This is a genomic window from Marivirga sp. (assembly GCF_035704835.1).
GTDB lineage: Bacteria > Bacteroidota > Bacteroidia > Cytophagales > Cyclobacteriaceae > Marivirga.
This window is the reverse complement of sequence record NZ_DASSWQ010000044.1, coordinates 12853-27314: the sequence shown is the minus strand read 5'-3', so window position 1 is coordinate 27314 and position 14462 is coordinate 12853. Positions and strand designations below refer to the sequence as shown.

The window sequence follows — 14462 nt, the reverse complement described above, 5'->3', positions numbered from 1 at the left end:
CAACACCGTATCTAGGACAATTCAAAACCATTATCAAACAATCCTGAATTTCTTTGAAAGAAGAAGCACCAATGCAGCAGCTGAATCATTCAATGCCAAGATAAAAGCTTTTCGCTCCCAATTCAGAGGTGTGAAAAACGTCTCCTTTTCCCTTTACAGACTCTCTAAAATATATGCTTGAAAAATACTTCTCCCCAGATTTTCAGATTGATCCTAAAAAATGGCAAACCAACATCGCACCGCTACGACCGCCTACCCTTGCTACCTTCCGGTCCTGGGGGAGTTCAGCAGGAGCTGGTCGTGCCGATTTGCCGATGCAAAGGTAGGAAGAAGGATTGGATTTGTAAACCCTGAATTGTGAAAAATATAAAATAAATATTGAAGGGGTTGGAGGAGAGGGCGTTAGTTGCTCTTTTAAAGATTTTAAAATCCTTGTAAAATTGACTCAATAAAAAGAAAGTGAAAGCTAATTTCTTCCAAGTCATCTTCTTTAAAAATATTCTAGATATACTTACTAATGGTTTGCTTTATAAAAAAAATTGAATTCCTGTTGAGTGCGCTAGATGGTTTCATCTTCCGATAATACATTTACTCTCCTGTTTGGAAAATAGCTAAGAAATTTGGTTTGGTAAGGGATAAGGTTGTTTTCCCTTATTACCTCAGAACAGCATATTTATTTACGACAATTACTTACATCTGTAATTTTTGGGTTAATAACTGCACTTATACCATTTTTACACGGTGTATCTTTAACTTATTAGAATGTTGCCTTCACCCAATTTAATATATGAAAAATACTATAGAAAGTTTATCGAAGAAGGACAGATTATCTAGTTACAAACTAATTACTTATTTTTTTAAAGTACAATTCTTAAAATTCAATGAAAAAGTAAAAATCGTTTCAGTATTGTTCATAATACTAATGCCGCTTTTTTCTTATTCCCAGGATGGTAGTTCCTCAAATCCATATACAAGTCTCGGAATGGCAAGGCACGTTACAACAGCAGGAAATTATTACTTCAATTTGTCAGGTACAACATTCAGTACCTATGTTAATAACAGCGGTTGGGTTCAGGTGGCTATCGACTTTGCCAATTCCACAGGAAATCTTCCTGCTGGCACCTCATTAACCAATACCACACGTGGAATTTTAAATTCAACAGTTTTGAGTAAACTAACAAGCTCAACCGAAGTGAGGATATCGTCAAGTACCGGTAATTTGGATGTAATAACGAACAATAGCACCATTATTTCAAGAGTAACATCGAATACAGCTCTTTCAAGAGGGTCTGTTGATAATGGTATTAATGATTTTTGGACAGGCACAAATTCAATTTACCTTACCGGTAATGCCACTTGTTCATCCTCCTCAAATAATAGCCTTCATCAACGAGTTTTTCATTCTGCATGTAATGCTAGGGGTTTCCATTGGATACCTATTGGTGATTTGCGAAGGGAAGATCATAGTGCCGGAGAAATTCCTGCAGGTAATTACTTCCAATTATGGGTAAGGGCTGAAGAAACAACACTTCCAATTTCGTTAATGTCTTTTACTGTTAAATGCAAAGCGGAAAATCTGGTTGCCATTAATTGGAGTACTGCAAGTGAGATCAACAATCAGCATTTTGAGATACAACAATCTTCTGATGGTGTAGAATGGAAAACTGTTAAAACTGTTCCCGCAGCGGGCAATTCAAGCACTGCCATTAATTACTCAGTAGATTATACTAATACATTAAGCGGCATCAATTATTACAGGTTAAAGCAAGTTGATTTTGATGGAAGGTCTAAGCTTTTTTCAATAGTAGCAGCAAATTGCACAAGTAATAAGAATCTATCAGTTCTAATAGCTTACCCGAATCCAAGCAAGGGAATTTTTTATTTACATTTTGACAATAATCTAGTGAAGCAGGATGCAGAAATTATAATCCATGACTCAAAAGGCATAACTGTCTATTCAAAAAGAGTTTCGCTTCAAAAAGGTAAAAACACATTCCCCATAGAAGACATGGTAGATGCAACCGGAATACATTATGTTACGATAAAAAGTAATGCTTTTATTTCAAATACCGTAAAAGTCAGTTTGAATGGTCAGGGAGGGAATTAAATTTATAGTAAACTTAATTGCTGTTTTGTTTTATTATTTTGAAAATTAGGAGTTTTTCGTGCTTTTACTAGCACGTTGGATGGTGGCTTTTTTGTATTCCTCATCACTATGATATCGGTTCCGAGCTAAATCTTTTGTTTTTTCACGATAATCAGGATCAGAGTGATACTTATTTCGATAAGTGTTTTTTACCTTTTCTCTGAACTCCTGGTCTTCGGCATATTTCTTTTTAAGCTTCTGAAGAATTTTTTCTTTATTTTTTTCGTACCATGTTTTTGTCATATTTGATCGATTGATTTAGCAGCAAAGTAAAATTATATTCCATTATATGCAATTAAACTACTTAATAAAAATTCTTAAGGTTTTGAGTCACATATTAAATCTATTAAAATTTACATATCTAAATGTTAAATTAAACATGTAAATTATAGAAGTATGATGAGATTCATGAATTAAATCGTATTTTTGTAGTCCTTCAAACGGAGGGAGTTATAAATTGACATATGGGGTTGACCGGTATTGACGGTAAGTGTGAATTATGTATCAGCATGCAGGGTGGAGAATGTACATCCTCAAGTAATTCATTCCAACTATAATTGGCGAATCTAATTACGCCATGGCTGCATAATCCTAATTTTTTAGGATCAAGCTTTAAGGGTTGAGTCCCCAAAAGGATTCCCCAGCCACATTCCTCGTTCCTTCGTTTGTCCGGGAGCGATCAAGGAGTGTCGACAGGAGAAACTAGCGTGGTGATGCTATTAAGCCATTGCGAAACTCAAATAGCTAAGGCCTGCAACAGGACTGTTACTTTCCATAACAGGCTCGAAAACCTAATTAGTAACTAAGCATGTAGAAGATGCATCGTTTCCTTATCCGGACGAGGGTTCGAATCCCTCCAACTCCACAATTAACACTTTAAAAATACCTCTATACTATTTATAGGGGTGTTTCTTGTTTTTTATTTTCAAATGTTGAACATACGTAGAACATTCAGGAAAATGAAATAACTCATACAAGTGCATTTTTTCTATTTTTTTACTGTTAATCAATGATGTAAAGGAAGCTTCGAGGTTTTGACCTGCGTAGCCTCTACCATATAGGAGCTTTTTTAGCGTGCATGGCTTTAAAAAGGCTTTCTGAGCTACTTTACTCTAATATTTGCTAGCTTTGGCTTAGTTCTACTTAACTGGAAGAATCGATGTAAATAGGTGGTTTTATTGTAATGCTTTCCTTTTGTTTTTACTGAAGATCAAATGACTTTTTGTTTCATTTAGTTCCACCTCGGAAAACAAGTTGTTATCTCTATGCTCCTTAAAGGTCTTAACCAATTCTTTTTGCTTATTGGTTGTTATATTTGTTGCTGACCTACGACCTGTTTTTGGATGAATAAATAATAGAAAAATGTCTTGGTCTTGAATAAATAACCAAAAGTATAATCTATAACCGCTACTTTTTCCAGAGCTTTCAGATTCTACTCTTTTCCTCAAAAAAGGTGACTTATCAGGATGTCCGCCAAGTCTTTTTGTTCCAATGCTCTTAATTTCATCAATTTTCTGCTTGAAAATTGAATTTATTAAATCTATCTCACACTCGGAATGATCGTTATTTTTTGAAATTGATTTTACTTCTGAAAGGAATTCTTCGGTAACAAATACTCTCATTAAGAAACTTTATATGGAGTTCATTAAATCATTGAACTCATTATCTTTTCTGAGGTCAAAAAATATTTGTTGCACTTCATGGAATGACTCTTCAAAATCATCTAAAGCGTTTTTGTAACTACTAATTTCTTTCCTACAAATATTGTCCTTCCAAAAACTATTTTTTATGGAAACAAAGTCTCTAATTCTGAAATCATGGAATGACTTTGCTTCAGTGATGAGGTTTTTTAACAGCTCTTCCTCTTCTTGATCTTGAATCTCGAACCAAGTCAATTTAGAAAATAACCCGTCCAGCATTTTAATTTTTTCTGTCCGTCCAATTAAATCTTTCCTGACATTATTAATCCTGTCGAGAAAGCTATTAATCTTCTCTTCTTCAGTAAGTTTTGAGGATTCTGACTTACTGCTAGAAATCAATTGATTAATTTCTTCACCTATATTTGAAATGGTATCTGTAGAAGACATAATTTAACTTAAGACAATTCTCAAATGTAATTGATTAATTCTGTTAGTCAAAATATTTTATTTTTAAGTAAATATTTCTTTGTAACTGCACTAATCTTTAAAATTAGATTAATTTTTCAATAAGTTCGGCATTACTTTTAGAATAGTAGCAGAATGAATTGAAAATGGAGTAGGTGCTCCACAAAATCATCATTTGATTATGTTTTATTACGATTAACGCTGAGGCTTTGTTTTAGGTTCATTTAATCGATTTGCAATCTTGCATATCCTCATCTTTCATCATGCCTCTAAGCCATTTGTTAATTTGTGCATCGTAAAGTGGTATGTCCTCATGTCTCTTATCAATGTCTTCAAATAGGTTTATTTCTGGTAAATGAAGGTTTACAATGTCTCGCTGTAGCTCCTCATCTGAAATATTGATTGGCTTGCTTTCTTCTTTTTTTATTTTTTATTAAGTATTTGGAATAAACATATCCTTCTAAATTATGTCTAGTCCTGAAATAACACAAAAAGTGAATTTATAAAATAAAAAGCCACCCTAATTTTCATCAAGGTGGCTCAACCAATATAAACTATTAAAAATTAAACTTCCACTTCTTCCTCCGTTTTAGGATAATCCGTATAGCCTTTATGGCCTGGAGTGTAGAAGGTATCTTCATCCCATTCCGCTAATTCTGCATTTTCTGCAAAACGCTCTACCAAATCAGGATTTGATATATATGGTTTGCCGTATGCTACCATATCGACATCTCCATTTTTAATTACTTTATTGCCTTTCTCCCGGTCAAAATGCGCATTGATTATCAAATTTCCTTCGTAAACAGGACGATATCTTTTGGCAATTTCCGTTTCAGCATGCTCAACATCAGACACATCATTAAATGGCTCTGAAAGATGTAAATAAGCTAAATCATAATTATTTAATTTTTCTATGATATGGTCGAAAGTCGGAATTGTATCTTCATTCAAAGTCATTCCAAAAATTTCATGTAAAGAAGGATTCAGCCTTAGACCGATTCTATTTTCGGGCATCACCGTTTTGATTTCATCTATGATTTCAAAAAGGATTCTAGCCCTGTTTTGTTTGTAACCACCATAAATATCTTTTCTTTTGTTGGAAGTGGAGCTAAAGAATTGGTGCAATAAATATCCGTTTGAGGAATGGATTTCTACTCCATCAAAACCTGCTTCCCAAGCATTTTTTGCTGCATTTTTGAAGTCCTGAATGGTTTGTTTGATATCCTCCAGCGTCATTTCCTTTGGAGTGACTGTATCCTTAAATCCATCAGGAGTATAAGATTTTGCTTCCGGATTTATAGCAGAGGGCGCATGTGGTAAATCACCATTATGAAAATCTGGATGCGATATTCTTCCTACATGCCAAAGCTGTATAAATATTTTCCCACCTTTTTCATGCACCATTTTGGTTACTTCTTTCCAGCCTTCTGTTTGTTCTTTGGTGTGAATTCCTGGCGTGTTCACATAACCTACTGCTTTTTCAGAAACTTGAGAGCCTTCCGTAATGATTAGACCTGCAGAAGCTCTTTGCTGATAATATTTGCCCTGTAAATCAGCGGTAGGTACTTTGCCTGAATTATCGGCACGACTTCTGGTCATGGGAGCCATTATGACTCTATTTTTCAAAGTTAAGTCTCCTAATTGTATTGGTTCTAATAGTGATTGATTATTATCCATAAGTTTATATTTTCTATTTTAAGTATTATCTATACTTAATAAGACTACTTGTTTAAACTTATAGTTACGGCAAATGGAGATTATCTAAAGGAATGTAAATCCAATGTGCTATTCCTCCCAACCCCAAGGAGCTGCAGGTGCTTCCACTTCTTCTGTTAAATCAAATTCTACTTTTATAGGTTTACCGCTGCTCACTCTTCTTAAATTATAGGTAAAAGTAGTATCTGAAATGCTTACCCACCATACATTTCCTGCGGCATAAGGAATTAAGTCAGCTGTTTCCTGATCTGCAGGGAAATACTGTAAATTTGCAAATCCAGTATTAGGGCTTGTTCCACCATACATTGTAATGTCATCAGGACTTCCGTCTTCGTGTCTGTGGTCATGCTTTAGTTGGATACTATTACTATTTAAGGTAAAAATCCATGTTCGTGAACGGTTTTCACCTACCACAAAAGGAATCTTAACTTCATTTTCATCACAGGAAATCACATGCATGATTAACTTCTGGCCTTGAAAATCCTTCGGAACAGGTTCAGAAACCATTTTTCCAGCATAGGCTTTTCCGCAATGTTGCTTTAAATTTTCCCAAAACTGAAGATGATTGGATTTTTCTTCTTGGGCAATTGAAAGATAACTAAATGAGAATAAAAGGATACTTAGACTAAAAATGACTTTCATATTAATGGATTTAAGGGAAAGTTGGTAAGATACTTCTTTGCGGGACTTCCTCCATATTTAATTAAGTAAAAAAACTAAGTAGAAACTTTTAATAGAAAAATATAAATTATGTTAATTGCTATGAAGAGAATTAATACGACCACTTCCGAGGAACTCGGAAAATCGGGAGGCAGGAAAGTTTAGCGGGCCTGCTTGGGCAGACAAGCCAGCGTAAGCCTTGAGGGTTGAAGCATTAAACTTTCTAGAATTTTTGTTTCTTTTTGTTCATGCAAAAAGAAAGGTAGTTAAATTTTAGCACTTCAATAATATTTAGAAAAACAAGGATAATTAAATCTGATTCGAATAATTTTTTTATAAGTTAATGATTATCAATCAAATAAATCATTAATGTTATATTTCTTAAAATAAATTTAATTTCTCTGTAACTTTCACTCTACTTGTGCATCTCCTAATTGAAATGAGCGAAGAAAACTACTTTAAAAACATCTACCTGAGCCAAAAGAATAAGCTTTTCCGCTTTGGTTTCTTCTTTTTGAAAGAGGAGGAGGAGGCTAAAGATGCGACTCAAGAGGCTTTGATTAAGATTTGGGATAAGAGAGCTGATTGGGAGTCTGTAGAAAACCCAGAGGCTTGGGGAATGCAAATTGTTAAGAATATTTGCTTAGATAGATTAAGGAAGAAAAAGACGGTTCAGAAGCATCAGGATTCGCTTAAATTAGAGAAAACTTTTGGACAAGACCCTGGTACAATTTCCCTTTGGCAAGACCAATGGAAAATTATGCAGGAAGTGATGGAGCAGTTGAGCGAAAAGCAAAAAACGGTCTTCATTTTAAGAGAGGTGGAAGGGAATAGTTATCAGGAAATAGCAGAGACTTTGGAAATAACTGAAGCTCAAGTGAAATCTGACCTTTTTCGCTCCAGAAAATTTTTGAAAGAAAGTATGCAAAAAATAAATGACCATGGCATTAGAAAAACTAGAACAATGGCTTGAAAAATACTGGCTTGGTGAGCTCAGTCAAGTAGAAGAAATGCAGTTCAAAAGTGAACTGAAAGCCAATAAGGACAGCCTTAAAGGGGAGTTGAAGCAAATGGCTGAATGGTTTGAAAGCCATGAAGAAGCAAAACAAAACCTTAGGCTGGAAGACAGCTTTGATGATAACATTATGGCCACAATTCAGAAGAAGTCAAAACCAGTTGATAAATGGAACTGGATGAAAGTGGCAGCTTCCATTTTGGTAGTCTTTGCATTGGGTTTCTTCGCTTGGTGGATGCCTCAGCAGCAAGAACAAAAACTATTAGCTGAGCAGGAAGAAAAAGCCTACAAAGAAGCAAAAGCAACTTTGGAGTTGATGGCTTCTATGATGATCCATGGAAAAAAACATTTAAGCTCTCTTGAAATGATAAATACAGCTCAAGAGAAAGTTAAAAATACCTTTCAACCCGATAGAAAAGTGAAGAAAGAAGGACAAGACGGATGATTAGATAGAATCGAGAGTCTAGAGTCTAGAATCTAGTCAGGTGATTAAATCTTATAGTCTTAATTCTTAAATCTAAGTACCTAATACTTATTACTTAATACTTAAAACTCAAATAGAAATGAAAAAGATAGGATTAATAGTTGCATTAGCTTTAGTAAGCATAGCAGCACAAGCACAGAATACAGAATTCATGAAATTTTATAATAAATACTCAACTGATGAGACATTTACCATAGTTTCAGTGAATCAGCGAATGATAGAATTATTCTCCAATTTTGAAGTAGAAGGAGAAGATGAGGAAGCCATGAAAAAAGCAATTTCAGGATTGAAAGGCATAAAATTAATTGCTAATAGTAATACCAATCAAGGTCCAGCCTTATTTTCAGAGGCGAATACTGCTTTTGCCAAAGGTTATGATGAATTGATGACCGTAAGAGATGGAGATTCTGATATTAGATTTTTAATTCAAGAAAAAGGTGGAATAGTCAGTGAATTGGTAATGTTGGTAGGAAGTGACAGCAGTTTTGTAGCCGCAAGCATCTTTGGAGATATTGATTTAAAGCAAATGTCTAAAATGGCCAAAGGCTTAAATATTTCAGGAATGGAAAACCTGGAACAGCTCGAAAATATGGAAGATGACCAAGAATAATCTAAAAAAATAAACCTAATTTTAGCAAGGCGAGCAATAACTCACCTTGCTTTTTTCATTTAAACTATTAGAACCATGAGAATCATAATTCTATCTATTTTCACCCTATTTATATTTTCTGCCTGCGAGAAAAAAATTGAAGATCCATTGAAGAGTCTTCAAGAAAAGAAAATTCACACTTTAAACCTCAACCTCTATCCAAGTAATTTGGAAATGATTAATTCCAACAATGATCCCGAATTTAAAGAGGCGACTAAAGACATCAAAAAGCTTCATATTTTACAGATAAATCTTGATGAGGAATCGAAAAAAGTAGAATATGCAGAATGGAAGAGTAATCAAGATTTTACAGAATGGGAATCAATTTTCACCGCAAGAATTGATAATGCAGATATTGAAATAAAAGCTCCGGAAGGTCGAGAAGATATTTTGTATGCTTCTGCTGATACGAAGGATGGTCTTTTTGTTGCCTTTTTGGAAGGAAAATTTGATATTTCGCAGCTTCCTCGACTCATGAAATCAGATTTGAATTTAGGTCCTATTGGTGACTTTCTTCAAGATAAGGAGGAGAAAGAAGAACAAAGAGAGAAGATGAGAAAATTGCGAGAAGGGATGAAAGATACCACAGTAGTAACATCGGATAGCATTGAAGATTAAATTTTATGACTGAAAATATATTAGAAATTTCAGGACTGAATAAGCGTTACGGAAATATTCAGGCAGTAAATAACTTAGAACTAAAAGTTGAAAAAGGAACCGTTTTTGGTCTTTTAGGTCCAAATGGAAGTGGAAAAAGTACCACCTTAGGAATTTTATTAGGAGTTGTACAAAAGGACTCTGGCCTATATAAGTGGTTTGGCGAAGAACCCACTGCAATTCAAAGAAGAAGATTAGGAGCCATACTGGAAAGCCCTACATTTTATCCCTATCTATCAGCTATTCAAAACTTGAAAATCGTCTGCAAGATTAAGGAAGTACCTGAAAGTAGGATTATGGAAGTTTTAGACCAAGTTGGTTTAGGGCCACGAGCAAAATCCCCTTTTAAAACTTATTCACTGGGTATGAAGCAAAGGTTGGCGATAGCATCTGCGTTACTCTCTGATCCAGAAATTCTTATTTTAGATGAACCAACCAATGGCTTGGATCCACAAGGAATTGCTGAAATAAGAGAATTAATTATTAAAATAGCAGAGCAAGGGAAAACCATCATTTTAGCGAGTCATTTACTGGATGAAGTTCAAAAAGTATGTACTCATTTTGCAGTTTTAAAGCAGGGAGAAAAGATATTTCAAGGTACAGTAGCGGAAAGTCTGTTAGGTAATGAGGGCGTTGAATTATTGGCTGATGATTTAGAAGGATTGAAAAAAACGGTGGGTAGTTTCTCTGCTTTTTCAGGAATGAAAATTAATAATCTAGGAAGATTAGAAGTTCAACTAGCACAGGAAGCCTCTATCCAAGATTTCCACAAGTTCTTGATTGAAAAAGGAATAGTGTTGACACATTTAGCTTATATCAACAAATCACTGGAGAAACAATTTTTACAACTATTATCCGCAAAGTCATGATATTGAGATATTTACAAATAGAATGGTTGAAGCTTAAGAACTATAAGACGTTTATTCGATTGGCGTTACTTTACTTTTTGCTATTACTTTTGATTTTAAGTAGTGTGAAACTACTATTATCCTGGATGGCAGATTCAGGCGCAGAGTTTGAAGGCATCAGTCCAGATATTATTCCATTTTATAATTTTCCGGATGTTTGGCAGAATTTGACTTATTTGGCTTCATACATAAAGTTTTTCTTAGCTTTCATAGTGATTATTTCTGTCACTAATGAGTATTCTTATCGAACTATTCGCCAGAACATCATAGATGGTATGTCGCCAACGGAGTTTTTATTGGCTAAGCAAAGCATGATTTTCGGATTTAGCCTATTCAATATGGTTGTAATTGGGATAGCTGGAACTTTGATGGGTTTATTTTATGGTTCATCATTTAGTTTCGGAATGTATTTCACGGATATGGAATTTTTATTAGCCCACTTTTTGGAGCTGGTAACCTTCTTAAATTTGGCTATGTTAATCTCGATTCTATTGAAAAAGGCTGGGTTTGCTATTATTGCGCTATGTTTTTATGCTATCTTTTTGGAGCCAGCTTTAGTAGCTTTCCTAAACTATAAATTTGATGATCACTGGTTAATCACCATTTTCCCAATTCATGCCGTGAATAATTTGATTGAAGTTCCATTTCAACGATATGTATTTATGGAAATTCAGGATTACGTGAAGATAAGTAGTGCCTTAATTGCAATTGCCTGGTTGACAATTAGTATTGCCTTAAATTATGTATTGATTGCGAAACGGGATGTTGGCTGATAAATGAACAATTTACTCTGTGAGATTAGAAATTGTAAAAATTGTATTGCTGAACTCCCATTTGGAGCCAATCCTGTTGTGCAAGCATCAGCTCAGAGTAAAATTGTGATTATCGGGCAAGCTCCTGGCATTGCTGTACATCAGTCAGGTATTCCTTGGGATGACAAGAGTGGAGATAATTTGAGAAATTGGTTAGGAGTAGATAAAGAGATTTTTTACAATGACAATATCTTCGCTTTAATTCCTATGGGCTTTTGCTATCCTGGAACTGGTAAATCAGGTGATTTACCTCCTATGAAGATTTGTGCTCCGCTCTGGCACCAAAAATTATTTCAAATGATGCCTAATATAAAACTCACTTTACTGTTGGGGCTTTATGCACAGCGTTATTATTTAGGCAATAAGGCTCAAAAATCACTAACAAAAACGGTTCAGTTATTTCGAGCTTATAGTCCCGAATTTTTGCCATTACCTCATCCATCTCCCAGAAACAATATCTGGCAAAGCAAAAATCCGTGGTTTAAAGAAGAGGTTATTCCTTTCTTAAAATCACGGATTTCAGCTATATTGTAGTTCTACTTTTAATATTAGATCATGCCACAGCAGAGACAGGAGCAGTTTCCATTTTCTGCACTTTCCTATCGTAGCTACCAGTCCCCAATTGATTTAAAAGAGTAAAATGGCTTTTCAGTGCCACACCAAAAGATTTATGATGGTGATAAGGAATGCCATATTCCTCAGCTGTTTGCTTTACTGTTGGCGCTATTTTATCATAATGAATATGACAAATATTGGGGAATAAATGGTGTTCAATCTGATGATTTAATCCACCTACTATCCATGAAAACCATTTGGAAGAGTTTGCAAAATTAGAAGTGGTTCGCATCTGGTGAATTGCCCAGTTATTTTCTACGCTACCATTATCATCTACTTTGTAAAAATCAGTTTCGGTTATAACATGAGCAGGTTGAAACACTAATGCCAATATCAATCCACTTAAAAACTGCATCAATAAAAAGGCTAAAACTACTTGCCACCAAACAATTCCAGTGATTAAGATTGGAGCTACTAGAGTTAAAGCTACATACCAAGCCTTATTAAATAACATTAAACTTAAACCTTTTTTAAATGTCAATCCTTGACCTTTGAGGAGATTTCTTTTATTGTACCGAATGAGTTGGTCAATATCTTTGGCAATCAACCAGTAGAATGTCATCAGACCGTATAATATAGGTGCGTAATAAGCCTGAAATTTGAATATACTTTTTCTTTCTTGATGCGGTGAAAATCTAATAATTCCTTTTTTATCTATGTCTTCATCATATTCATCAATATTGGTAAAGGAATGGTGAAGTACATTATGTTGGATTTTCCAATTGATGTGGTAAGCGCCAAGAAAATTTGCCGTAAAACCTAACATTTTGTTAATCTTATTATTTTTAGAATAAACACCATGATTCGCATCGTGCATTACGCAAAGACCAATACCAGCCATTCCAAAGCCCATTATAATGAAAAGTGGAAATGCTACAGCAAAGCTGCTAATCATACCACTTAATAGGAAAGCTAAAGGAACAAAATACAACAAAAGCATGAAGGCTGTTTTCACTCTCATAGCATTATTGGCATATTTTGAAATATTATTATCCTTGAAATATTGACTAACTCTTTTTCTTAGTGTGCTTACAAATTCTGGGTTATCGTTGGCGTTAAATGTTACTGTGTTCTTATTCATAAAATTAATTTAATTATACAAGGTAGCTTAATTTCAAGCGAATCTGTTATAGAATCCCCATGTTTTGAACTAATGTATTTATTTTAGACGAATTCATTTTTTTTTAAAGACGAAATATTAGAAAAATACATTTTTTAATATTACCAATGTTTAATTTTTTTAAGTTTTTGAAGAAATGGTTTTATATATTCTCTTAGTACAAATTTAAATTTGAAACTAAATTATTATGTTTAAATCAAATTAAAGCATTTATAAGAAATATTATATTTTTTCTATTTCACAACTTTAACATAATTTAGTTTTTTCATCTTGCCAAAAAAAAGACATTAAATCTTTGAAAAATCCACTATTGTTTAATTTTTTACCAAATACAATAAACATAAATTCAACAATAGTGAAAAGTAGTTCAAATAAGTATTGATGTATTTACGGAAATGGATTGACGTAATTCTTTCAACAAGTATCGAGAAAAAAGCCATGTCTGATTAGTAGACATGGCTGTAGAAATAGTATGTTTTTGAAAGTTTTACTCTTTTTCGTCTTTGTAGATAAATACCTTAGGAGAGCTTTTTTCATTCATATAACCACGATACATTCCAGAAGTATTGAATGGCATCGATATGTTTCCAGCTCGGTCTAAAGCTATAAAACCTCCTGAACCACCAAAGTCAACCAATTCTTCATATACGATTTTATTTGATGCTTCTTCCAAACTCATTCCTGCATATTTCATTTTGGCTGCTACATCGTAAGCTACAACAGCGCGAATAAAATATTCACCATGACCTGTTGCTGAAACGCCACAGGTTTCATTGTCTGCATAAGTTCCTGCTGCAATGATTGGTGCATCCCCAATTCTTCCATACCTTTTATTAGTCATCCCACCAGTGGACGTTCCTGCTGCGATATTTCCGTCTTTATCCAAAGCTACGCAACCTACTGTTCCAAATTTGCTATCAGGAAATTCAAATAATGCTGCACTTCTTCCATCTTCTTCTTCTCTTTGCTTGACTCTTTGTAAAGCATCATATCGATTTTGCGTAAAGAAATATGCTGGGTCAACAATTTCTAAACCTTGCTCTGCTGCAAATTGTTCAGCACCCTTTCCTGACATCATCACATGTGGACTGTTTTCCATTACAGAAAGTGCGGCTAAAATTGGGCTTTTAATCGTGGAAACACCAGCAACAGCACCAGCATTTCTCGTTTTCCCCTCCATTACGGCCGCGTCCAGCTCATTTTTACCTTCATTTGTAAATACGGCTCCAACCCCAGCATTGAAAAGAGGTGATTCTTCCATAATCTGAATAGCAGCGATTACGGCATCCATTGCAGGAGCACCTGATTCTAATTTGGCATATCCTGCTTCTAAAGCTTCTGATAATTTGGCTCTATATTCAGCATCCTGCTCATCAGTCATATTTTCACGCTTGATAGTTCCAGCACCTCCATGAATTACTAAACTGATAGGACCTTGCTTTACTTCTTTTTCTTCTGTTTTTATTTCTTTTTCTTCTGTGGCATCTTTAGTAGTTGAATCACACGCTGTGAAAACAAAGAAGAATAAAATAGCTAAGTAGTATTGGTAAGTCTTTTTCATAATTTTTATGGGAT

General features: G+C 34.4%; 16 protein-coding genes and 2 other RNA genes. 10 read left to right on the top strand and 8 right to left on the bottom strand.

Annotation, left to right across the window (positions count from 1 at the left end; all coding sequences use genetic code 11):
• Positions 1-181 (top strand): transposase (locus tag VFM92_RS06620; protein ID WP_325121407.1); only part of this gene is annotated, 181 nt, incomplete at its 5' end.
• Between the two features lie 36 nt (positions 182-217).
• Here the strand turns inward: VFM92_RS06620 and ffs are convergent.
• An RNA gene (gene ffs / locus VFM92_RS06615) (signal recognition particle sRNA small type) lies at positions 218-315 on the bottom strand.
• 472 nt (positions 316-787) lie between these two features.
• Between ffs and VFM92_RS06610 the strand changes: the two genes are divergently transcribed.
• Positions 788-2107 (top strand): T9SS type A sorting domain-containing protein, encoded by a 1320-nt coding sequence (locus tag VFM92_RS06610; protein ID WP_325121406.1) that lies wholly within the window; start codon positions 788-790, stop codon positions 2105-2107.
• A 45-nt stretch (positions 2108-2152) separates the two neighbouring features.
• Here VFM92_RS06610 and VFM92_RS06605 read toward each other — a convergent pair whose 3' ends face one another.
• A complete protein-coding gene (locus VFM92_RS06605; protein WP_325121405.1) occupies positions 2153-2389 on the bottom strand; it encodes a hypothetical protein in 237 nt (78 codons plus the stop codon).
• A 223-nt stretch (positions 2390-2612) separates the two neighbouring features.
• Between VFM92_RS06605 and ssrA the strand changes: the two genes are divergently transcribed.
• Positions 2613-3014: a transfer-messenger RNA gene (gene ssrA / locus VFM92_RS06600) on the top strand.
• A gap of 307 nt (positions 3015-3321) precedes the next feature.
• On the opposite strand, the gene VFM92_RS06595 is transcribed toward ssrA, so the two are convergent.
• From VFM92_RS06595 to VFM92_RS06580, 4 genes are all read right to left on the bottom strand, one after another.
• A complete protein-coding gene (locus VFM92_RS06595; protein WP_325121404.1) occupies positions 3322-3768 on the bottom strand; it encodes a hypothetical protein in 447 nt (148 codons plus the stop codon).
• 9 nt (positions 3769-3777) lie between these two features.
• The gene (locus VFM92_RS06590) at positions 3778-4233 is read right to left on the bottom strand and encodes a hypothetical protein (RefSeq protein WP_325121403.1); all 456 of its coding nucleotides are present in this window, start codon (positions 4231-4233) and stop codon (positions 3778-3780) included.
• Positions 4234-4815: 582 nt separating this feature from the next.
• Positions 4816-5928, bottom strand: a complete 1113-nt coding sequence (locus tag VFM92_RS06585; protein ID WP_325121402.1) for an alkene reductase — start codon at positions 5926-5928, stop codon at positions 4816-4818.
• A gap of 108 nt (positions 5929-6036) precedes the next feature.
• Complete coding sequence (locus VFM92_RS06580; protein ID WP_325121401.1) at positions 6037-6609, bottom strand: hypothetical protein; 573 nt, start codon at positions 6607-6609, stop codon at positions 6037-6039.
• Between the two features lie 457 nt (positions 6610-7066).
• Between VFM92_RS06580 and VFM92_RS06575 the strand changes: the two genes are divergently transcribed.
• The 7 genes from VFM92_RS06575 (at position 7067) to VFM92_RS06545 (ending at position 11686) form a co-directional block, all read left to right on the top strand.
• A complete protein-coding gene (locus VFM92_RS06575) occupies positions 7067-7600 on the top strand; it encodes an RNA polymerase sigma factor (RefSeq protein ID WP_325121400.1) in 534 nt (177 codons plus the stop codon).
• Complete coding sequence (locus VFM92_RS06570; RefSeq protein WP_325121399.1) at positions 7569-8087, top strand: hypothetical protein; 519 nt, start codon at positions 7569-7571, stop codon at positions 8085-8087. Before VFM92_RS06575 ends, VFM92_RS06570 begins: the two co-directional genes overlap by 32 nt.
• Positions 8088-8205: 118 nt before the next feature.
• Positions 8206-8736, top strand: a complete 531-nt coding sequence (locus VFM92_RS06565) for a DUF4252 domain-containing protein (RefSeq protein ID WP_325121398.1) — start codon at positions 8206-8208, stop codon at positions 8734-8736.
• Between the two features lie 75 nt (positions 8737-8811).
• A complete protein-coding gene (locus VFM92_RS06560) occupies positions 8812-9393 on the top strand; it encodes a DUF4252 domain-containing protein (protein WP_325121397.1) in 582 nt (193 codons plus the stop codon).
• A 5-nt stretch (positions 9394-9398) separates the two neighbouring features.
• Positions 9399-10301, top strand: coding sequence for an ABC transporter ATP-binding protein (locus tag VFM92_RS06555; RefSeq protein WP_325121396.1), 903 nt, complete (start codon positions 9399-9401; stop codon positions 10299-10301).
• Positions 10302-10405: 104 nt separating this feature from the next.
• Complete coding sequence (locus VFM92_RS06550; protein WP_325121395.1) at positions 10406-11113, top strand: ABC transporter permease subunit; 708 nt, start codon at positions 10406-10408, stop codon at positions 11111-11113.
• Positions 11114-11116: 3 nt separating this feature from the next.
• Positions 11117-11686 (top strand): uracil-DNA glycosylase family protein, encoded by a 570-nt coding sequence (locus tag VFM92_RS06545; RefSeq protein ID WP_325121394.1) that lies wholly within the window; start codon positions 11117-11119, stop codon positions 11684-11686.
• Positions 11687-11705: 19 nt separating this feature from the next.
• Here VFM92_RS06545 and VFM92_RS06540 read toward each other — a convergent pair whose 3' ends face one another.
• Positions 11706-12848, bottom strand: coding sequence for an acyl-CoA desaturase (locus tag VFM92_RS06540; RefSeq protein ID WP_325121393.1), 1143 nt, complete (start codon positions 12846-12848; stop codon positions 11706-11708).
• Positions 12849-13374: 526 nt separating this feature from the next.
• Positions 13375-14448, bottom strand: coding sequence for an isoaspartyl peptidase/L-asparaginase (locus VFM92_RS06535; RefSeq protein WP_325121392.1), 1074 nt, complete (start codon positions 14446-14448; stop codon positions 13375-13377).
• Positions 14449-14462: the final 14 nt, after the last annotated feature.